The 21,632-nt window shown below is 46.2% G+C and carries 16 protein-coding genes; 6 read left to right on the top strand and 10 right to left on the bottom strand.

Going from position 1 to position 21,632, the window contains the following annotated elements; all coding sequences use genetic code 11:
• Position 1: 1 nt before the first annotated feature.
• The 5 genes from ACYVI9_RS17055 to ACYVI9_RS17075 all read left to right on the top strand — a co-directional run bounded on the left by ACYVI9_RS17055 (position 2) and on the right by ACYVI9_RS17075 (position 4,757).
• Complete coding sequence (locus tag ACYVI9_RS17055) at positions 2–1,069, top strand: hypothetical protein (RefSeq protein WP_460767009.1); 1,068 nt, start codon at positions 2–4, stop codon at positions 1,067–1,069.
• A gap of 280 nt (positions 1,070–1,349) precedes the next feature.
• A complete protein-coding gene (locus ACYVI9_RS17060) occupies positions 1,350–2,075 on the top strand; it encodes a hypothetical protein (protein WP_460767012.1) in 726 nt (241 codons plus the stop codon).
• A 32-nt stretch (positions 2,076–2,107) separates the two neighbouring features.
• On the top strand, positions 2,108–3,127 hold the full coding sequence (locus ACYVI9_RS17065) for a hypothetical protein (RefSeq protein WP_460767014.1): 1,020 nt from the start codon (positions 2,108–2,110) through the stop codon (positions 3,125–3,127).
• Positions 3,128–3,142: 15 nt separating this feature from the next.
• Positions 3,143–4,141: a Kelch repeat-containing protein gene (locus tag ACYVI9_RS17070; RefSeq protein WP_460767017.1), complete on the top strand. Its 999-nt coding sequence runs from the start codon at positions 3,143–3,145 to the stop codon at positions 4,139–4,141.
• A gap of 19 nt (positions 4,142–4,160) precedes the next feature.
• Complete coding sequence (locus ACYVI9_RS17075; RefSeq protein ID WP_460767019.1) at positions 4,161–4,757, top strand: hypothetical protein; 597 nt, start codon at positions 4,161–4,163, stop codon at positions 4,755–4,757.
• A 137-nt stretch (positions 4,758–4,894) separates the two neighbouring features.
• Here the strand turns inward: ACYVI9_RS17075 and ACYVI9_RS17080 are convergent, their stop codons facing one another.
• The 10 genes from ACYVI9_RS17080 to ACYVI9_RS17125 all read right to left on the bottom strand — a co-directional run bounded on the left by ACYVI9_RS17080 (position 4,895) and on the right by ACYVI9_RS17125 (position 20,374).
• Complete coding sequence (locus ACYVI9_RS17080) at positions 4,895–5,968, bottom strand: SGNH/GDSL hydrolase family protein (RefSeq protein ID WP_460767022.1); 1,074 nt, start codon at positions 5,966–5,968, stop codon at positions 4,895–4,897.
• Positions 5,969–6,076: 108 nt separating this feature from the next.
• Positions 6,077–6,589, bottom strand: coding sequence for a GNAT family N-acetyltransferase (locus tag ACYVI9_RS17085; protein WP_460767025.1), 513 nt, complete (start codon positions 6,587–6,589; stop codon positions 6,077–6,079).
• A 170-nt stretch (positions 6,590–6,759) separates the two neighbouring features.
• Positions 6,760–8,871 carry a bifunctional aldolase/short-chain dehydrogenase gene (locus ACYVI9_RS17090; protein ID WP_460767028.1) on the bottom strand — a complete coding sequence of 704 codons (2,112 nt, stop codon included), beginning with the start codon at positions 8,869–8,871 and terminating at the stop codon, positions 6,760–6,762.
• A 155-nt stretch (positions 8,872–9,026) separates the two neighbouring features.
• Positions 9,027–10,427: an FGGY-family carbohydrate kinase gene (locus ACYVI9_RS17095; protein WP_460767031.1), complete on the bottom strand. Its 1,401-nt coding sequence runs from the start codon at positions 10,425–10,427 to the stop codon at positions 9,027–9,029.
• Positions 10,428–10,436: 9 nt separating this feature from the next.
• Positions 10,437–11,522, bottom strand: coding sequence for an L-rhamnose/proton symporter RhaT (gene rhaT / locus ACYVI9_RS17100; RefSeq protein ID WP_460767034.1), 1,086 nt, complete (start codon positions 11,520–11,522; stop codon positions 10,437–10,439).
• A gap of 6 nt (positions 11,523–11,528) precedes the next feature.
• Entirely contained in the window at positions 11,529–14,312 is a 2,784-nt protein-coding gene (locus tag ACYVI9_RS17105) for an alpha-L-rhamnosidase (RefSeq protein WP_460767036.1), read from the bottom strand.
• Between the two features lie 47 nt (positions 14,313–14,359).
• Positions 14,360–15,262, bottom strand: a complete 903-nt coding sequence (locus ACYVI9_RS17110; RefSeq protein ID WP_460767039.1) for a DUF4886 domain-containing protein — start codon at positions 15,260–15,262, stop codon at positions 14,360–14,362.
• 94 nt (positions 15,263–15,356) lie between these two features.
• Entirely contained in the window at positions 15,357–18,080 is a 2,724-nt protein-coding gene (locus ACYVI9_RS17115) for an alpha-L-rhamnosidase (protein WP_460767041.1), read from the bottom strand.
• A gap of 26 nt (positions 18,081–18,106) precedes the next feature.
• Positions 18,107–19,078 carry a sugar phosphate isomerase/epimerase family protein gene (locus tag ACYVI9_RS17120; RefSeq protein ID WP_460767044.1) on the bottom strand — a complete coding sequence of 324 codons (972 nt, stop codon included), beginning with the start codon at positions 19,076–19,078 and terminating at the stop codon, positions 18,107–18,109.
• Positions 19,079–19,105: 27 nt separating this feature from the next.
• Positions 19,106–20,374, bottom strand: coding sequence for a class II aldolase/adducin family protein (locus ACYVI9_RS17125; RefSeq protein ID WP_460767047.1), 1,269 nt, complete (start codon positions 20,372–20,374; stop codon positions 19,106–19,108).
• A gap of 223 nt (positions 20,375–20,597) precedes the next feature.
• Here ACYVI9_RS17125 and ACYVI9_RS17130 point away from each other — a divergent pair, with 223 nt between their 5' ends.
• Positions 20,598–21,629, top strand: a complete 1,032-nt coding sequence (locus ACYVI9_RS17130; RefSeq protein ID WP_460767050.1) for a GntR family transcriptional regulator — start codon at positions 20,598–20,600, stop codon at positions 21,627–21,629.
• The last annotated feature ends 3 nt before the right edge of the window (positions 21,630–21,632 follow it).

Consider the following 21,632-nt stretch of genomic DNA (forward strand, 5'->3'; position numbering starts at 1 on the left):
TATGAGAACAGTAGTAAAACGATACGCCCTGCTGGCGATGGCAGCCTGCCTGGTAGCGGGCTGCAGCAAGAACAACGACCATCCAAAAGAGCCCGTGTACGATGTGTATGTGGTGGGGTATGAAAGAAACAGTTCCGGAAAATATGTCGCCAAGCTTTGGAAAAACGGTCTAGCCCAAAACCTTACTGATGGAAGTAACCATGCTTTTGCCAATTCAGTATTTGTCTCTGGCAATGATGTATATGTGGCGGGCTCCGAAGCAAACAGTTTCAGTAAAGATGTCGTAAAGCTCTGGAAAAATGGCATGCCCCAAAACCTCTCCGATGGTTCTGAGGATGCCGTAGCCCACTCTGTTTTTGTCTCCGGCGCGGATGTATATGCTGCGGGGTATCAAGGCACCATTTCCGGTAAAAATATTGCGAATCTGTGGAAAAACGGCGTGGCTCAAAACCTTACTGACGGCGCCAACAATGCGGTAGCCAACTCGGTCTTTGTCTCCGGGACAGATGTATATGTGACGGGAGTTGAAGCAACCGGTTCCGGTAAACCTGTCATGAAGCTATGGAAAAACGGAGTCGCGCAAGACCTTACCGATGGAGCTAACTATGCCGAAGCCAACTCGGTCTATGTCTCCGGGACAGATGTATATGTTGCGGGGTATGAAGCAAACGGTTCCGGTAAACGTGTCGCTAAGCTATGGAAAAGCGGAGTCGTGCAAGAACTTACCGATGGTACTAAGAATGCGGTAGCCAACTCGGTCTTTGTCTCCGGCACGGATGTGTATGTGACGGGGGTTGAAATCGATGACTTAGGCACTTATGTCGCGAAGCTCTGGAAAAACGGCATAGCCCAAGACCTCACAGAAGGGATTGGCACAGAAGCCGATGCTTATTCGGTATTTGTAACAGGCAATGATGTTTATGTAGTGGGATATGAAGAAAGTTCCGGAACTGATGGTACTTATATTAAAGTCGCCAAATTATGGAAAAACGGCGTTGGGCAAAACCTTAGTGACGTTACTAACGATGCTTATGCCTCCTCTGTATTTGTAGCAGAAAGAAGCGAATAAGCATAAGCAATCATTACCCACCGTTCACCAAGCTGTTTTTATATAATTTTCAATAGCGGTTATATTAAAAGAAGTAAAAATGAAAAATCAATTACAAAAACCAATGCCATATTTTTTTCCTTGTGCTTTTGCCGCTGCGTAGCAATTTCCAGTTTATGGCATTTAGTAACAACTGAATAGATAAAAAAACCAAACTCCTTGACGATGTACCTGTAGCGGAAAATGAAGATATGGAAGCAACAATTTGAAAAAACGACATTAACCTTAAAATTTGAAAAAAATGAAAACTTTAAAATTAACAATCCTGTTCTTGTGTTCCATAATATGGATGAGCTGCGAAAAGGAGGACAATGACCCCAACACCGAGTTTTTTGTCACAAAAATTACGCATTACACCACTCTTACTCCGGATAATCCTACCATTGTCGATTTTTTTTATGACAATGGAGAAGTCAGTGGAATGACGGCAAAAGACAACATGACAACCAATGTTTTCGAGTTTGAATACGATAATGGAGTTCTGAAAAAAGTAACCCTAAATGGAAATTTGAAATATGCATTTTCGCACAACTCAAGCAACAAAATCAATAACATTAAAACTTATGGAAGTTCCGGTACTTTGATTGACAATACTGATATAACCCATACCAGCGGCAGCTATTTAAGATCCGGAGTTTTAATCATAAGAGAGGACAGCCAACGCCAATTGGAAATTTCCAGAATTGCAGATATTGGCCAAATCAATTACACGAGTAAGTTAGGAGTGCACCGTCACGCACCTTTACACAGCGAGCTTTATTTTATTGAAGAAATCTCTCCATTGATTCATCTTTTACATTCCCGCAATGAGATTTCAAGTTTTGAAATCGACGGTCTAGATTATACGGTGCAAAATCTTGTAGATGCAGACGGTAATATCAATGAAATCCGTGCTGTAAAAGAAGGTGTTTCGGGTACGGACAAACAATGGTTTATTCAATACAAACAATTAGCAATTACGCCATAGTAAGCAATATAATAACGATAAAAAAATTTGCAATGAAAACGTTAAAACTAATCACACTTTTCCTTTTCTCCATTTTATTAATGAATTGCAGAAAAGACGACGACGACAATAACGCTGAACCTGTTTATGACGTTTATGCAGTTGGTTATGAACAAATTGGTTCTAAAAATGTTGCCAAACTATGGAAAAATGGCACTGCTCATAACCTAACTGATGGGGCTAATAACGCCTTTGCCCATTCAGTTTTTGTATTGGGGAGTGACGTGTATGTTGCAGGCCGTGAGAGCAATGGAACTAACAACATTGCTAAAGTATGGAAAAACGGGTTTTCTACAAATCTTTCTGATGGCACGAATAACGCCTCCGCCTATTCAGTTTTTGTGTCGGGGAGTAATGTATATATAGCAGGCGAGGAATATATCGGTTCTTATTATGCAGCCAAACTTTGGAAAAACGGCGTAGCCCAAAATCTTACAGATGGATTAAACAACGCCTTCGCCAAATCAGTTTTTGTGTCGGGGAGTGATGTATATGTAGCAGGCAGTGAAAATATCGGTTCTCATTATGTAGCCAAACTTTGGAAAAATGGAGGAGTACAAAGCTTAAGTAATATTGCAAACTACGCTACCGCTACATCAGTATTTGTCTCAGGTAGCGATGTGTATGTTGCAGGAGCTGAAGAAGGCAGTACTGGTCAACGTGTTGCGAAAGTTTGGAAAAATGGTGTTGCACAAAACCTTACCGACGGATCTTATCCTGCTACAGCCAATTCGGTATTTGTATCGGGAAGCGATGTTTATATCGCTGGTTACGAGCAAATTGGATCCAGTCTAGTAGCGAAATTTTGGAAAAATGGTGTTGCCCAAGATCTGTCAGATGGAAGCAATGATGCTATTGCTTATTCAGTCTATGTTGTCGACAATGATGTGTATGTTGCAGGAAAAGAAAACTATATGGCAACCATTTGGAAAAATGGCGAATCTCAATACCTTACTGATCCGTCGGGCAACGCAAATGTCAATTCAATATTTGTAGCGCGAAGAAACCCGTAAATGAAAAACATAAAAATGAAAACGACTGTTAAGCGATATGCCCTGCTGGCGATGGTCACCTGCCTGGTAGCGGGCTGCAGCAAAGATAACAAAAGCAATTCCGGTTCCGTCGAAATTCGGATCACAGAGCTTACGAACAATTCGGAATTAAAATATTTTGGGGGAAACGCGATAACCCAATTCAATGGGCAGCTCTGGTTAGCCGGTGGAGATGTTCTGAGTAGTCAAAACTCCAACTTTTTAATCTTCCAAAGTACCAACGGAATTAACTGGAGTGCCGTTAGCCACAATAGTGATTATACAAGACGGTACGCTCCTTCGCTAACCGTTTTCAATGACCAACTTTGGCTTATCGGCGGTTTAGACCATGAGTCAAATCTATTTGCAGATATTAACAAGAGTCCAGATGGCGTAAGTTGGACAAGCGTTCTCGACAACGTGCCTTTTGGAGCAACGGCACAGCATCACACTTTTGTCCACGGCAATAAAATGATTTTGGTTACGGGGTATCAAACCGGGGCACGTTCGCATAATAAAATCTGGTCAACAACCGACGGAACCAACTGGACAGAAGAGAACAGTTCCGCGTTTCCTTACCGATACGGCAGCTCTTTCGTAAAATTTCAAAACGAATATTACATCGTTGGCGGAACAAATGGCACTGACTATTTCAATGAAATCTACAAAAGTACCGACGGCGTTATCTGGAGCACGGTTTCCGCTTCTGGAAGCCTTTTTAGCGGACGGGCATTTCATACCACAACAGTGCACAACGGAAAAGTATGGCTGATTGGCGGAGAAGGTAGCGGAGCTCCGGCTCCGGATTTATGGTATTCATCAGATATGAAGAATTGGATACGGCATACCGATTTGCCCGCCGATGCACAGGCCATGAAGCTTCATAGCGCGCTGGATTACAACGGCAAAATCTGGCTTTTTGGAGGAGAATATTTCGATACTTCGGATAACGCATGGAAATTACAGGGGAAAATTCAAACAATGGAAGAACTTTAATCACTAAAATTTAAAAAATATGAAACCAATCATAACAACAACCGTTTTTTCGGCTTTTTTATTTTTGGTCGGCTGCAATTCATCGGGCGAGAAAAATACATCTGCGGGGGAAGCGGAAAGTAATGCGTCACAAAATGAAGAAACAAAATCTTCGCCAAACGCGGATTATTCCCGGCTTTACGCTTTGGATAACCAATGCAAAATGACGATGGAGGAGGTTGCCGCTTTATTCGATGTTTCCGCAGATAAAGTGAAAGAAGATTACATCAGCAAAGGAAATACTACCGGCGGAAGCTTTTGCAAATACTCGGTGGAAACAGATGATGGAAAGGTTATTTTTTCCGTCATCGCCGGCCAAAAATCCATAGGCGATGTGAAAAAAGAAACCGAGCAATGGCAAACCGGGGATTACGAAAAAAAATCCCTTAAAATGAGTTCCGGCAATCAGTTTATGTGGTACCACCCAAACCAGGGCTGGCTTTTGTTGCAACATCCTGATTATGCGAATTGCATTAAAATCACCTTCAAAAATCAATCGAAAGACGCTCCCAAAACCGCTTTAGAAAATATCGGACAGAAAGCGGTGGATTTTTTGGAAACGAAATATAAGAAATGAAGTAATTACTAAAATCCACTGTTGTCCGATTAAAATTATATAAAAAGGCATAAAAAAAGGCAGTTCCTGAGAACCACCCCAAATGGTTAAGTTTGATTTACCACAATCAGCTAAAACCATGATTACCGTCGGTGGAACTATAACTTGCCGAAAATGCCTTTTAGTTCCTTGCTCAGATTACGGGCCCAGTAATAATAGCCCCAATCAGAAGGATGTATACCGTCTGCGGAAGTATCATGCCCTTCTGCCGCGGTCAACGGATTATCAATAAAATAAACATTCGCATAGCGTTTCATCAGTGATGTCATCAATTTTCTGGCGGCGGTTCTTTTGGCCTTCTCTGTCTCCTGCACTTTACCGTCAAAACTCAACCGACCGCGATCAATGGTTTCCACAAAAATTAATGGTGTATTCGGATGGGCCTTCGTCAGTCGTTCCAAAAAGGCCGGCAGCCTTTCGGTAATCTGCTGTGCATTGGGATTGGAGAATGCGTCAAATACAAAAGCATCTGCCTGAATAGCCGCCAGCACATCAGCAAAATAGGGTTGCAGCTTGGAATTGCCCGCAAAGCCCAGATTACAAACATCCAGATTTAACATTCTTTCCAACTGCATCGGGTAACTCATGCCGGGGCGGCTGGCAGAAGTACCCTGCGTAAAACTGGAACCAAAGAATACGGTCTTTCTTTTAAAAGGATTGGGCGCCGCCTGGATATCCGCTTCGGCGGCCACGCCGATGGAAAGGCTTTTGAGTTCACTGTATAAGGGCAGGTATAGCAGGCATTCCTTTGTCTGGGTATCCATATTAGCAGCTATGCGGACAACGGCGTCCCGTTTGGAAGGCACGGCCGTATTAGCATAGGTCCATTTGCCGTCCTTTTTAATGTAAAGGTCAAATCCGGCTGAGGCCAACCCGGTCATATTGTCCGACCTGCGTTCCCAAATATATCGGGGATCCAGGTCAATAAAAGAAGAATTAGTACGAAAGACCACAGCAATTCCGGAACTGCAGCGGGCCTGAATGTTCTCGGATTTTGATAGCCCTTTATATACCGCCGTATCAATACGGTGATAAGGGTGAGCAGTAGGCAGTGCTTTACCAATCAGGGTGAGCGTAGTGGCGTCCACAAACTTCGGGGGTGCTTCGTTCTGGGACCGGGCCACCTGAAACGCTGTAACTAAAAGAAAAATCCAGAATAAATACTTTTTCATAATGACTTTATTTTTAATAGGTTTCGACCCATGAGATTTACCCTCGTGTCGAACAACAGTTGAAACCAGCAATAAAACTACACAATAAGACCCGTCGCTGAATCCCGATCATTGGGTTCGTCTGCCCATGATTTTGAGGCTTCGCTTCTGTCCGAATATTGTTGCTACATCCGGAAGCAGTCCCCACTGTTCAAATCCCAATTGTTCGAATAACCGGATACTCGGTTCATTTTCGGAGAATATAAACCCCAGCAGTATGTCGATTCCCAGCTCCGGCGCTTTGCGGATACAGTAGCTAAGCACCTGTCTGCCCCATCCCCTGCCCCGCTGTGCTGTCGCCAGGTAGATGGCGATTTCTGCAGTCCCATCATAAGCCGGACGTCCGTAAAAGGAACGAAAACTGACCCATCCGATCAGTTTTTCCTCCTGGTCCTCAATGATCCACAGCGGTCTTTTGGCCGGATCGTGGCTTTTGAACCAGGGCAATCTTTCTTCCAGACCGACAGGCTCCGTATCAGCGGTCACCCGGCCGGATGCAATGGTTTCATTGTAAATATCCAGGATCGCCTCCAAATCCGTTTCTCTGGCATCCTTATATATGAGTGTTTCATTGTAATTCATTGCCACCTAATGTAATGAAATTAAAATTACACCCATTTGCTTTTATTGGAACCCTCCTTTTTTGCTAGGTCGCCGATGAAACTGGTTTAAAGATAACAATAAAGCAGACCGGAAGACCGGACTGCTTCGTTTTGGTTGCTTATTCGAAAAATGACTATCGCTGCGATCATCTACCTTACAAAGGCCGTAGCGACACCACCATCCACGTTCAGGATATTGCCGGTGGATTTGTTCAGCAGGCCGCTCACAAATACAAAACAGGCATTGGCGATATCATCCGGCAGGATGATGGCATTCATCAGCGTGCGTTTGGCATAGTAGGCCGGCAGCTCGTCCACCGTAATACCATATGCCTTGGCACGGCCTTCGGCCCAGCCACCAGCCCAGATATTTGAATCTGAAATTACCGCATCCGGGTTCACCGCATTGACCCGGATCTTGTCTGCGCCCAGTTCCGCGGCCAGCAGTCGCGATAAATGCGCCTGGGCTGCCTTGGCAGAACCATAGCCCGCATTGTTCGGACCCGCCACAATGGAGTTCTTGGATACTATATTGATGATATCCCCGCCAAAGCCCTGTTTGCGCATTACCGCCACACCGGCCTTGGATACCATAAACTGCCCTTTCACCAGAATATCATAGAGCCGGTCCCATTCCTCGATAGAATGTTCGGCAATACTTTTGGAGATGCTGATGCCGGCATTGTTAATCACAATATCCACCCCGCCGAAAGCCAGGGCGGTCTGGTCCAGGGCCGCCGTGATGGAAGCCGCATCGGTCACGTTCAGACTGACGGCGGCAACCGCATCCTTCCCAAATTCCTGCTGGAACTCGGCTGTGGTAGCATCGATCCTTTCCTGGTTGATATCATTGATGATCACACAGGCTCCCTCCCGCGCAAAACGCCTCGCAATGGCCTTGCCGATACCGCCCCCGGAACCCGTAATCAGGGCTACCCGACCACTCAGCGCCTTGGGCGCTGGCATCCGCTGCAGTTTGGCTTCTTCCAGCAGCCAGTACTCGATATTAAAGGCTTCCTGACGGGGCAATGCCGTATATTCGGATATCGCTTCCGCACCCCGCATCACATTGATCGCATTGGTATAGAACTCGGCTGCTACCCGGGCCGTCTGTTTGTCTTTGGAAAACGAGAACATCCCTACCCCGGGATACAGAATGATTACCGGGTTGGGATCCCGCATGGCGGGGCTGTTGGCATGCCGGCAGCCCTCGTAGTACTGCTCATACATCTGGCGGTAGTCCGCAAAAAGCGGCGCCAGTTTTTCTTTGACGGCATTGGCATCACTCAGGTCCTCATCCGGTGACAGGTGCAGCACCAGCGGGCTGATCTTGGTTCGCAGAAAATGATCCGGGCAGGAAGTACCCAGCGGTGCCAGCCGCTCCAGATCCCGGGAGTTGATAAACTCAAGCACCCGATCATCATCGGTAAAATGACCAATCATCTGCCGCTGGGAGGAACTCAGTCCCCTCAGTACCGGTGCCAGGGCCGCCGCCTGCGCCTGACGCTGCTCTGCCGGCAGGGCCTTCACCAGCTCCCCACCGAATACCGGACCTTTTTTGCCGGTCCGCGTTTCTATATACTCTGCACATTTTTCTATGACTTCCAGGGTATTGATATAACTCTCATAAGCCGTTTCTCCCCAGGTAAACAGGCCGTGGGAGCCCAGCATAATGCCCCGGATGCCGGGGTTCTCTTCCAGGCATTTTTTGAGCATCAGCCCCAGTTCGAAACCCGGCTTCTGCCAGGGAACCCAGCCAATGCTGCCCCCAAATAGCTCCTCGGTGATCTGCTTACTGTCCTTGGCCGCTGCTATCGCAATGGCCGCATCCGGATGCAGGTGATCAATATGCCGGAAGGGCAGAAAACCATGAAGCGGCGTATCGATGGACGGCGCTTTGGACTTCAGATCATAAATACAGTGATTGAACAGTTCCACCATCTCGTCCTCATGCTCCAGTCCGCGGTATACAGACTGAAGGCTCCGCAAACGGTCTACATACAAGGCCGCCAGACCACTGCGCTGCAGGGTACCCAAATCGCCCCCACTGCCCTTCACCCACATTACTTCTGTCTCCGCACCACTCAACGGATCTTTCGCCATTACTTTACAGGAGGTATTGCCGCCCCCATAATTGGTCAGACGCAAATCCGCACCCAGCAGGTTCGATCGGTAAATCAGCAGACCCACTTCATCGCCTGCCAGCTCCGCCGCTTTGGCCTCATCCCATAAATAACTTACATGTTTAAAATTCTTAGTCATTGTATCTTGTATTTTCTATTCTACTGCCCGATTAGGCATATTTAGTTGTATAAATGCAAAACGATGGGATCGTTTTGTAATACGAAAAGATGAATTTTACAAAACTAACTATCGGTGCGGCAATGTTTGTCCTGCACTGTACTGTTGAACCGGAATTAGGATTTGCCGGTTGCCATATAGGCCTTCAACTCGATTAAAGAATCCGGAACCGGATTAGGGTTCCACTGGTCATGAATCGCCAGTGCCGTGCCCAATGCAGTCCCCTGTTTCATGCTCGCAGCATATACGCTTAATTCGGGGAAAGCTGTTCTGAGCAACTCCATATACAGTTCATTTCTACAAAATCCACCATCCACAAACAATTGTTCAACCGGAGATTCCTGCAACACCATTCGGGTTGCCAGTTGTTGCTGGTCGGTAATGTCCATTAGCAAGCGATGGTACGCGACGTCCGCAGTTCCAAATGTGCCCGGGTCACGGCGATGAAAACAGCTTGGTGTTGTCGCCGAGGCTAACAGTTCGGAACCAATGGTAATGCCTTCATCCTTTTTCCGAAGTTGTCCCACTAATTTTAAATCCGGTAAAACCCCCTTATAAAAGTCTGGCGACAAATTAAAATGACCAGCAATTCTCTGGACCTGCTGATCATGATCATTCCCTGCAAAAAGCATGGATGTACGTACCGGCAAACCGTGGGAACTCAGGTAGTTCAGTCCTCCTTTTGAAAGCGAATTCATATCGGGCAGTGTCTGATTGAAGGGGTTCAGACTAATGGTCCAGGTGCCCGTAGACAAAATCACAAATGGGTCATTAAAAGACCTTAAGTAAGGAATGATCGCCGCCGAACTATCATGCAGACCCGTCCCAACAAATACCGGTTGCTCAATGCCGGGGATGTCGATGCTGAACCCCTGATGACCGGAATGCATCGGCGCCAGCTTGCCTATAAAGCCTTCCTCCGCCAGCCATTTATGATAGTTCATTTTGGAAAAATCCCACATCGCTGAATGACAGCCGATATGGGTCAATTCAGCAATCCGGTGGCCGGTAAATAAGTAGCTGAGGTATTGCGGGAAATGAAGAATCGTTTCCGTCTGTTCAAAAATATCCGGTCTTTCCCTTTTTACCCGATAAAGTTGCAGACCCGCATTTAAACTTCCCATAATGGGCGTGCTGGTTTGCTCGGAAAAAGAATGCCGATCGCCTCGCTTTTCTAAAAACGCCTCCTGTAACTCGGAAGGATAAGGCTTTAGATAATTGTATAAAGGAGTCAGCACCTTACCCGCAGTGTTCAGGTAAACCAGGGAAGCTCCATAAGTAGAAAAATTTACTGCGCGTATCAATAAGTCCGGGTCATTACACAATTCTCGGAATTGCTCCAAGACCCAGCCGCTTAAACTTTTAAGATCCTCACACGGAAAACCATCCTCATCCGGAATTTCATCGAACCTGACCGAGGTTTCGCGAATCAACTGGTACTGCTGGTCAAAGACCAATAATTTTTTATTGGTCTTGCCGATATCGAAAATTGCTATAACAGGAATTCTTGTATCCATAATCTCGGTTTATTCAGCCCTCAGTCCATTTCCGTAGCCCACCACAATCACCGCCAAAATGATCGTGGCTATTCCCGCAATAATGGTTCGCCTGGTTTTGGAACTTACGCCTTTCCATTCCCGGAGGGCAAATCCCCATAAATTTGCTACCAGGATAATAAACGCCATATGAAGTATCCAGGAACTCGAGCCGTTACCCAATTTACTTTCCCCCATTCCATAAAACAAATACTGCATGAACCAGGTGGTTCCCGCCAGGGCACAAAACAAATAATTTTTACCAAGTGGTGTCTTAGAATTTGTATAATCCTTAAAACTTTTGTTTCGGGCGTTAAGTATCAAACACCATAAAAGGTTGGTCGTCAATCCGCCCCACAACAAAACCACGTAAATGACATTATTTCGAAAAAGAAAATTAATGGAAGCTTCCGGATGGGCGGCCTTCCATATCTGATTGGCTTGTTCCGCAAGCGCAGCACCTGCTTCAATACCATAATTAAAGCCGGCACTAAGAATCCCGGAAATTATACAAACCGTCAATCCTTTTCTTAGATTAAATTCCTTGACACTGTCCTTCTTGGTGGCATCTGGCAACTCTTTCTCCTTGGAAAACCCTGCTTTTCCGCATAAATAAATACCCAGTAAACAAAGTATCACACCGATCAGAATAACATTCCCCCAGTTGGTTTGGAGTAACTGCGTAAAAGTTACTTTATCCGTTGCATCAACCAAATCATAATAGATGGGAGGAGCCAGGGCGCCAAATGCGGAAGTGAACCCCAGCAATACGGAATTGCCCAGCGACATTCCCAGATATCGCATCCCCAGCCCGTACATCAGGCCGCCGATGCCCCAAAGCACCCCCCAGAAAAATATCCAAAACAAAGTGGAAAACGCAGCACCGGCAATAATCGTTGTAAACTCTGGGATAGTTAACCAGGCGACCAACGGCGGTATTATCAGCCAGGAAAACAGGCCACCCGCCAGCCAGTAGGACTCCCAGGACCACCCCTTCACTTTGTTATAGGGAATATAAAAACTTCCGGATGCGACACCCCCGATGAAATGATAGATAATACCAAAGATTGCCTGCATAAATTTTTATTTTTTGATCATGAAATGATAGGTTCCCGACCCCACGGATATCACTGTTTTACCAGTACCAGATTCCTTAACATCCCATCCAGATTCGCTGAGCGGGCGGCCGGATTCGGTAGCGGAATCCACGCTACCAGGCAGCGTTATTTCCGCACTACTATTGGCCGGAATGACAATCTTCCAGCTAATACGATCTGCAGATTTCTCCCATGCGCTTTTCACCAGACCATATTTTGTATGCAGGGATGCCTTCACGTAGTCCAATTCTTTCGGAAAGATGGGATTCATAATAATCTTCTTAAATGCCACTTCAGCGCTGTCGGTTTTGATACCAGCCAGGTATTCGTAATACCATATAAGCAAATCACCAAGCAACATCTGATGATTGCCTGAGTTCATCATTGGATTGGCCGCATCACCGTTCCACAATTCCCAAATAGTAGTGGCGCCCTGCTTTACCATATAGCCCCAGCTGGGATAACTGGTATTCGTCGCCAGTTTATAAGCGAGTTCCCCTGCACCATTGTCAGTAAGTCCGCGCATCAGCCACATACCACCGATAATACCGGAATTCACATGATCATCAAATTCATGGAGGCGCTCGAGAATATTATGGAACACTGCCTGACGATCGCCCTCCGGCACCATTCCGAAACTCAACGGTAAAAGGTTGGCTGTTACCGTATTGTTGGAATATGATTGTTGCGCACTGTTGTAAAATTTCTTGTTAAATGCCGTTAGCACTTTTGAGGCAATATCTTCAAACTGCAGACGATCTGCTTCCTGCCCCATCATGCTTGCATACTGCTGCATCAAGCCCAAACAATAATAATAGTAGGCAGAGGCGAGCAATCCACCTTCAGTGATTCGCTTCGGATCCTGTGTCCAGATGATCTCGGGCGATTCGGGCGGTACACACCAGTCCCCATAGTTATCCTTTAAAATGAGATCGTTATCCCGGTACGTGTTCCACATATACAGCATCCATTTTTTCATTGCAGGATACTGTTTTTCAATACTGCGGTTATCCCCAAATTGCCGGCGCAGCATCTCCGGTATCAGAATAAACGCACTCGGGTAGGTTACATTATCCGCATATCGGACCCAGAAACTGGGTGCAATATCCGGAATGCTGCCTGAAGGCTTTTGGCTGTCACGTATATCATCCAGCCATTTGGCGTAAAACCTTGAGTTATCAAATAGAAAGCTTTCTCCGTAAGAACTGATGACCCGGTCGCCCAACCAGCCGACCCTTTCATCACGTTGCGGACAATCAGTAGGCATGCCCCGATAATTGCCCCGGATCGTCCAATAGGCATTTCGGTAAATGGCATTGATCGTAGAATCAGATGTTTCAAAATTACCGATAGTGGCCAGGTCGTCATAAACTACTTTTCCCTGAAACTGGCTCGCTGCTGGAGGAACACGTAATCCTTCAATTTCCGCATAACGGAAACCATGATAGGTAAACTTTGGTTCCCAATTTTCGGTTGTGCCGCCTTTCAAAATATACAGGTCTGTTGCCTTGGCATCGCGTAGGTTATCGGTATATAACGAGTCGGGACTTTTTAGCGTTTCGGCAAATCGCATCCGGATCGTGTCACCCTGTTGACCGTTAACCTGAATAGCCAGCCAGCCGACCATATTTTGTCCCATATCGACAATATAAGTGCCACGCGGAGTCCGATGTATTGATAGGGGATTTAGGACTTCCTTAACCCGGATATTTTCATTGGGCTGCGCAACGATGCGAACACTATCTCCATAATGCATCAGGTCCACCGGTCGCCAGTGCTGATCATTATATCCCGGCTTACTCCAGCCAATCATTTCCCTATTGGCATTATATACTTCACCGTCAAACTCGTTATTGGCACGAATAGGCCCCTGATCAGTTACTTTCCAGCTTTCGTCCGATTGTATCCAGTCCACCGTACTGTCTTCATAGACAATCCTTAATTGCAGCAATAACTGCGGCAGTCCGTAGTGCGCCTGTTCGATCTGCGTAAGGGGATTGGGTTGTCCGTGATAATTCCGTACTGCAAAAAAGCGGCCATTGCCAAGAATTACGCCCAAACAATTGATACCCGACTGAAGCGCCGAAGTTATATCATAGGTATTATAATATATCGTCTTATTATACTCCGAAACTGTCGGAGCCAATACATCCTGTCCCACTTTATGGCCATTCAGCATCAATTCATATAAGCCCATACCACTGAGATACACATTAGCGGAAGCGATTTTTTTATCTGCAGTAAACTCTTTTCGAAGGTACCGGGCAGCCAGTCGTGTGAAGGTACTGTCCGGAGCATCTTCCGGCCCCGCCGAATCCAGACCAATCCATCGCGCCTTCCATTCACCGGATGGCAGCAGTCCCATACTCCAGTAGGACGGGGCGCTTTCTGCTTGCTGATCGCCGGACCACACGGTAACCTGCCAGTAACAGTTCTGATAGGACTTCAGGGGACTGCCTTTATAAACGATATTTACTGAGGAGTCACTGAGCGTCTTACCACTATCCCAGATGTCGGCCTTCCCGGATTCCAGGCAATCAATCGAGCTGGCAACCCGAATCTGATAGGCGGTTTGACGCAAATTATGCCCGGTAGATTGCAATATCCAACTAAAGCGTGGTTGCATTATATCTGAGCCAAGTAGGGTATCGCGCCCTTCAACTGTTAGTTCACCGACCAGAAATGATTTACTTCCCGTATGGCACCCTGCCGCCATCAAAAAGAGGCCCGCCAGTACAGGGAACATTAAAAATCCGTATACTTTGTTCATTTAAAAAAATTTAGCTGGTAATGCAGTGAGACATTATTCTGATAATCTCATTTTTCTTCATCTGGGTGTTGAGCGAATCGATAATCCTTCAATATCGTAACCCGATTCGGCCTTCGGGCGGCAGCGTGCGCAGCCTGCTGTGCTATTTCTATTTTCTCAGCTGAAATGTCATCCGGCCTGTAGGGGTTTCCGATGACTGATTGATTAAACAATATCTCAAACCAGCAACAGGCTACGGCATAACGCCCGTAAGTCGTCTCCAGGTGAAATCCGTCGCGGTTGAAATGATCTCCTATAAAACTCGTCCTGGCGTTTTGAATCGTTGTTCCAGAAGGCACAATAGCATCCGCCTTAATCAGTTTCCGGGCTTTCCTATATGCCTTAACAATTGCGCGATACATAACCTGCTGGTCTTTATCGTAGCTGACAAAACCGGGGTGGGTGGCAGTTGCCGCATAAGCCCATATCTGATGTAAAATGATTTTTGAGTCCGGGTTGGCAGATGTCTTTTTTACATACGTAAATAACGCTGGTAATGGCTGGACAAAACTCAGGTACCGGCCGGAAAGATGGCTTACCTGCTGTAAACTAATATAGTCCCATCTTTCACTTTTCAATACTGGTTCAATCGCGTTATTAAATGTCGTCGTCTTTTTTCCTCCCTCATCTATTTTTGTATAAATATAGGGATGACGCTTCATCCGAATATTTGTAACATGCTGCTCCAGGGTTCCACCCGCAATAGCCAGGTTTCCAATAACCAGAGGCTTCCCTGCGGCGGTAGCCAGGTCATGGAGATAGAATTCCAACGCATCGACAGAAAAACTATTGCCAATGGCCAGAATTCTAAGGGTATCAGGTTTTGACTTTCCAGCCAGCGTACTGAAGGGTAGTAGCTGCCAGATCACATAAAGTATAACACATAATATTCTTGGCATCCTGGCAATCATTCTAATCTATTTTATCGGGTTCAATGAATTCATGGATCCTCCCTGGGCGAATGCCCATCTTACAGTTGGATCATTATACCTGAACAATGACGGCTCAGGGTTTCCACTCGGTATTAAATGAGTAGTCGCCAGAGCTGACCTCATATATCCGCCAGTTTCCTTCCGTACGGAGGTACCTGCAGGTTGTGACATTTTCAATTGCTTTTCCACGCTCAGTAATGTTTCTGCTGCTGGTAGCCGGGAGATACACAGTGGCGATCGTGTTAGCCGGGATGCTCACCCGGTATTCTATCCGGCCGGACGTCTTTTTCCAGGCTGACCGGATCTGCCCTTTGACCGACTGATAGGTTCCGGATGCATGGTTCAGCTCATTGAAGATATAAGGACGAAGTATAAAACGGTCAAATCCGGGATACCGGATATCCGGAAGTATCCCTACGACATACTTGAACAACCAGGAGCCCACAGAACCCATCATTGGATGATTATGAGAATTCATAGAACCGCCTGTCAGATACTCCCAGCGTTCCCACAGGGTGGTAGCTCCGTTCTCCAGCATGAACCCCCAGCTCGGGTAAGTGGTCTGCGTAGCAATTTTAAACGCGAGTTCCGCTGCTCCATTTTCCGTCAGGGATTCCAACAGGTATTTAGTACAAAGATTCCCTGTGGTGAGGTGATAATTATGTTTTGCCACGTCCTTCCTTAAATTTTCCATCACCCTCGGCAACTTTTCCTCGTCGGGGGCCCCGATAAAAACCGCGAATGAGTTACATGCCTGGTTATTGGTTCCATACCCGCCTATCTCCTCTTTCCAGAACCGATCATTAAATGCCTTTAAAGTGGTCGTCGCCAGAGACCCATAGGTTTCCTGATCTTTTTCTCTTCCGGTGATCTCCGCAAACTGGGCAAGCATTCTCGCACAATAATATAAATAGCCGGTAGAAATCAAGTCACCAGGAGTATTCTCTGACAAGGCTCCGTAAGCCTGCCCGCTGACGCTTTCCGAAGCGGGCGGCGACCAATCTCCATAATAACTGTAATCTACAATACCCTCCTTTGTCCGGGTAGTCAAATAGTCGACCCAGGCTTTCATCTGATCATAATGTTGGCGAATAATTTCTGTGTTCCCGTAAAACTCGTAACTCTTGAGCGCCAACAGGAGAAAACTGGCAGACACAGGATCCGCCGGCCGGCCTCCATAACGAAAAGGCGCCGTATCTGTAATACGGCCCTGGTCGTCCTGCGTCTCTGCAACATCTTTGATGTATTTGGCGTAGAACCGATGCAAATTAAAATTGTAAACTGCCTGCTCAATACGAACCGTAAGATCATTCAACCAGCCCATCCGCTCATCCCGTTGCGGGCAATCGGTTGGCACGCTGTGCAAATTGCTGGCTTCAGTGCGTTTAACCATCTGATAAATCCGGTTGAGCAGGTCATTGCTACTAGTAAAGCTTCCCGCATCCTGTACATCGGATCGGACCCTTCGGATCGTAAAATCATTCGAAGCCGGCTTTCCGGGCCAGCCCTCTACCTGCACGTACCGGAATCCATGATAGGTAAATCGGGGCTCCCATTCTTCCACACCCTCCCCTTTCAGAATATACAAGTCGGTGGCTGCGGCGGTACGCAGGTTTTCCTGATTTACAAGGCCATTCTCATATATCGTCTCTGCAAATCTCATGGTAATCCGCGCACCTCTTTTCCCCTTCACTTTAAGCGCCAGCCAACCGGCCATATTCTGACCTGCGTCCAGGACAAAAATGCCGGGCTTAGGCTCGGTGATCGCTACCGGTGCAAAGGATTCCACAACCCGGATGGGTTCCAGCGAAGCCGCGGTCATCTTACCCCCTGGAGCTTCCACCACAGTAGCGACGCCCCAGTGTTTATTCGGCAATCCTTTAATAATAGTGTCGGAAGGAATCAACCATTCCTTGTGTTCCTGTCGGGCGTCATAACGTTCACCATCCAGAATTCCCGAGCTTACCACAGGTCCGAGGGTAACGTTTCGCATAGATGAGGAATTGATCAGCTCCGTACTACCATCGGTATATAACAACTCCAGCTGCATGCGGAGTTGCGGCTTCCCATACCAGCCGGGGGCTACGGCAATGACCATCACGTTATCCTTCTGTAAAAAACTTTTCACATCATAGGTCGTATAATACACCGTTTTATTATAATCACTTGTAGCCGGGTCTAACACGTGGTCACCCACTTTTTTGCCATTGATTTCAAGTTCATTATAACCGATGCCTGCTACATACGCCCTGGCCCTGTCTATAGGCTTGGCGACAGAAAATACTCTTCTGAAGTACAAAACTTTTCCGATCCACCCGAAGGGGAACCCCACCCAATCACCGCTCCAATCAGATTGCTCCAGTAAACCCATTTCAAAGTGGGCAGGAGCGCTCTGAACCGGTGTTGGGTCATTCCCATACCAACTCAACACTTTCCAGTAATATTTTTTCCGGCTTTCCAGCGAAACACCATCATAGGAAATACCCGAAGACTGCGATGTAATCACTTTGCCGCTGTTCCAGATACGGGCAGCCGTAATTGTCAGTTTTTCCGGCGCGTCTGCTACCAATATCTGGTAGGCCGTCTGCCGGATGCCACGCTGTGAAGCTGTGGCTTCCCAGCTGAATTGCGGTCGGTGACTATCAATACCCAGTGGATTGAGGGCATAATCACATTTTAGATGCTGCAATTCCACTGGAGGAACAGCCCTTAGGACCTGGGAAGGAAATCCGGAAAGCAACAGCGTCAACAGCACCGCGGTAACATGCTTCAGGCAACACGAAAGGCAATCGTTCATATCGAATTAACTTTAGATGAAAAAAATCAGACAATCAACTTCCGCAGGAAACGTGAAGTACTAACGGCATCATTGAATTGAATCAAAGCATCGATTTCATCATAGTACTGATCGACAATTTCCTGATATTTCTTTACCCAGAGTATACTCTCAGAAATAGCGTCCACGGCATCTTCGCGATACGGGTACTGGTCCATCGAAAGCCATCCTTCGTAGCCTGTTTTCCTCAACCAGAACAACAATTCCACATAGGTGGTTAAATGCACGCTGCTCACAATCATATCGTCGTCCCAGCTTCCGTGGTTATCATTAAAGTGCATATGAAAAAGCAAATTCCCGGCTCTTTTCGCCAGCACGACGGCTTCGGCCACATTTTCGCCGGCATAGAAACTATGACCGGTATCAATAGTCACACCTACATTATCATAGCCGGTCTCTTTGGCGGCAAGTATCGTATCAGCCATACGCGCGTGATAGGAAAAATTTCTTGGTTCCTTAGGTTTGTATTCCAGTGCAAACCGAAGCTGCGGAAACTCGGTTGCCAGCGCACGGGTTGCTTCCAGGAGCCAATCTCGTTCCTGGTCATAATTGGTAGCCAGCAGGTAATCATAACCATCCTGACCCAACCAGAGATTGACGATATTGCAATTCATTTTATGGGCTACTTCACTCATTTGCCGTAAGTAATCCAGGGCCTCCTGGCGAACGCCTTTATCGATACTCGTAATGCTGCCCCTGCCGAAACGTGGGTTGCCGAAGGTATCAGGAATTATGCTGGCACAGGCTACGCCTGCATCATCCAGCCTTTTTTTCATATCTGATACATTATCTGGCCGGATGTCCCATGTACCAACCAACTCGACGCCTTGAATATGGGGCATCTTTTCCAGCGCCATTTTAAGCATCTCCTCTGAACTGGGATTCTCCTTATATCCGGGACAAAAGCGATCTCTGGTATTTCCCAGATTGCCCAGAATTATGGCATATTTATTATGCATAGCTACAATTTTTATTATGATCCGATTCTACATTTTCCAATCATAGTTCTTCCAGCGACTCATCACCTTGCCCAACTGCTCCACCTCCTCATCGCTAATGGGAACCAGCTCCCCAAGAGAGGAGGACAATACTAAGGATTTTGCGCTGAACTCAGCCACTTCCAAATAATCAAAAGCCTGTAATAACTTGTTTCCGGTTACAACAACACATTCGTTTTTCAAAATAACCAGTGGAGATCCGGCAGACACCAACGATGCCAGTCCTTCTGTTCCCAGGAACTGTGCGCCAAATTCGGCCATCCGTACATCCTGAAGATAAATCCAGGTTTCGGGGATCGTGCGTACATTCAGGGGGGTACCGGTAATAGCAAAAGAAGTCAGATAAGTTGGCTGCGTAAATATAACAGCATTTATATCCGGGTGCTGTTCGTAGATCGCCTGATGCAGCAACACTGTTTTATCAGGCATTTTGCCTTTTTGCCGTTTGCCTTCTCTGATGTGCACCATGTCGTCCAATGTGAGATCCCATTTGGACATCTTATCGGGTGTTATGATAAAGTCGTTGTCCTTCCACCGGGCGGACACCGACCCGTATGAACCGAGCATAAGTCCCTGCCGGCAGGCGCGCTTAACGATTTTATCGATGTCCGTACGCTTCTCCCGGTTCAGAGAAGAGGGCGTCACCCACTCGCTTTCTTCCGGCAACTCGTTGTGAAACTGTGCCAGATGTCCGGAGATCTGCTTGTCGTTGAGCGAAACCGGAGCTGAGGTCCTGGCCCCATACAAAAGCGACTTCGCAGTCACTTCCAGCATCTCAAATTTCTGGTAAGCTTCAGATAAATCTTCTGCGCCCACCACGGTGCCATGATTCTCCATAATGACGATATGAACGCCCGCTCTGAATTCATTCGCAATATTTTTACCCAACTCTTCCGTTCCGGGCATGGCATAGGACGCATAGCCTATTTCGCCGCAAAAAGCCCGAAATTGAGGTAACACACTGGTATCAGGCACTTTTCGGGCAATGCTAAACGCGACGATACCCGGGGGGTGCGCATGAACGACGGCCCGTATATCCGGTCTCTTTTGATAAATCGCTAAATGAAACGGATATTCTGAAGACGGTTTATGGTCTCCCAATACTTCACCCGATTTGGTGACACAAACGATATCAGAAGGTTTTAACAGTCCTTTATCCACACCGGCTGGTGTAATCCATATATTGTCCTCTTCGTCCCTTATTGACAGATTTCCTCCTGATGTAGTGGTCAGTACCCGGTCATAAATACGCTTCATTACTAAAGTTATCTGGTCGCGGGGATGCATGGTTTTAGTGTTCAGCAAGCTTGTCATTTTTCTCTTAAAAATTACTTTGTTGTCACAAACTTAACTTAACCGCATTTGTTTTCTATCCTGAGTTGACCCGAATAATTCCATTTTAAAAAATATTGTTTTTGTTCCTTTTAATATTCAAACATTAGTCCTAAATTGGTTGTTCGTTTGTCAAACCCGTCATGTGATGAAGAAACAAAATCTCCTGGATCTGATACAGGTCGATCCTTATTCAAGCACTTCAAAATATCTGCAAATTGCGAACGCTGTCCTGAAAGAAATCGAAAAGGGAAGCATTAAAGCAGGTGATAGTATGCCCTCCATTAATGACCTGAGCCTGGAACTGGATATTTCCAGGGATACGGTAGAGCGGGGTTATAAGCAGTTAAGACAATTAGGTGTTATTAATGCCGTGCCGCGACGCGGATACTTTATTAACAATACTGAGTTCCGGCGACAACTACGGGTATTTCTGCTTTTTAATAAGCTGAGCACACCTAAAAAAATGGTCTACGACGCGCTGGTTAATGAATTAGGTGACGCGGCCAGTATTGATTTTTATATTTATAACAACGACTTCCATCTTTTCAAACGTTTACTTTCAGGAAACAAAGACCCCTATACGCACTATGTAATTATTCCGCATTTTATAGATGGTGGTGATCGGGCTTATGAAGTCATTGATATGATCCCAAAGGATAAGTTGATCATTGTGGATAAATCAGTTCCGGAAGTCAAAGGGGAGTACGGATCCATTTACATTGACTATAAAAACGATATTTATCAGGTCCTCACCGAAGCGCTGGAACCACTGTCAAAGTATCATGCTATAAAACTCATCTTTCCCGAGAACAGTTATTTTCCTAAGGAAATAAAAAAAGGTTTCGCTCATTTCTGCCAGGACAATGCCTTCTCTTATAAGATTATAAGTAGCATTCAGAATGAACCCATAAAGGCCGGAGAAGTTTATATCAATATGGTGGAAGAAGACTTGGTTACCCTGATAGAAAAAATTCAGCCCACTACTTATAAAATCGGTGAACAGGTAGGCATCATCTCCTATAATGAAACGCCGTTTAAAAGAGTAATATTAAACGGGATCACAACCATCTCCTCGGACTTTTATGAAATGGGCGTCATGACCGCAAAAGCAATACTTTCCGGATCTACGGACCGTCAGAAAGTGCCCTTTAAATTAACCTTGAGAAATTCGTTGTAATCC

Source organism: Niabella terrae (assembly GCF_054783135.1).

Coding starts and splice junctions, on each gene's coding strand:
- ACYVI9_RS17125 (WP_460767047.1), bottom strand. CDS start 20,374: ATGAAGCGTATTTATGACCGGGTACTGACCACTACATCAGGAGGAAAT.
- ACYVI9_RS17105 (WP_460767036.1), bottom strand. CDS start 14,312: ATGAACAAAGTATACGGATTTTTAATGTTCCCTGTACTGGCGGGCCTC.
- ACYVI9_RS17075 (WP_460767019.1), top strand. CDS start 4,161: ATGAAACCAATCATAACAACAACCGTTTTTTCGGCTTTTTTATTTTTG.
- ACYVI9_RS17115 (WP_460767041.1), bottom strand. CDS start 18,080: ATGAACGATTGCCTTTCGTGTTGCCTGAAGCATGTTACCGCGGTGCTG.
- ACYVI9_RS17065 (WP_460767014.1), top strand. CDS start 2,108: ATGAAAACGTTAAAACTAATCACACTTTTCCTTTTCTCCATTTTATTA.
- ACYVI9_RS17110 (WP_460767039.1), bottom strand. CDS start 15,262: ATGATTGCCAGGATGCCAAGAATATTATGTGTTATACTTTATGTGATC.
- ACYVI9_RS17085 (WP_460767025.1), bottom strand. CDS start 6,589: ATGAATTACAATGAAACACTCATATATAAGGATGCCAGAGAAACGGAT.
- ACYVI9_RS17130 (WP_460767050.1), top strand. CDS start 20,598: ATGAAGAAACAAAATCTCCTGGATCTGATACAGGTCGATCCTTATTCA.
- ACYVI9_RS17095 (WP_460767031.1), bottom strand. CDS start 10,427: ATGGATACAAGAATTCCTGTTATAGCAATTTTCGATATCGGCAAGACC.
- ACYVI9_RS17080 (WP_460767022.1), bottom strand. CDS start 5,968: ATGAAAAAGTATTTATTCTGGATTTTTCTTTTAGTTACAGCGTTTCAG.
- ACYVI9_RS17120 (WP_460767044.1), bottom strand. CDS start 19,078: ATGCATAATAAATATGCCATAATTCTGGGCAATCTGGGAAATACCAGA.
- ACYVI9_RS17090 (WP_460767028.1), bottom strand. CDS start 8,871: ATGACTAAGAATTTTAAACATGTAAGTTATTTATGGGATGAGGCCAAA.
- rhaT (WP_460767034.1), bottom strand. CDS start 11,522: ATGCAGGCAATCTTTGGTATTATCTATCATTTCATCGGGGGTGTCGCA.
- ACYVI9_RS17070 (WP_460767017.1), top strand. CDS start 3,143: ATGAAAACGACTGTTAAGCGATATGCCCTGCTGGCGATGGTCACCTGC.
- ACYVI9_RS17060 (WP_460767012.1), top strand. CDS start 1,350: ATGAAAACTTTAAAATTAACAATCCTGTTCTTGTGTTCCATAATATGG.
- ACYVI9_RS17055 (WP_460767009.1), top strand. CDS start 2: ATGAGAACAGTAGTAAAACGATACGCCCTGCTGGCGATGGCAGCCTGC.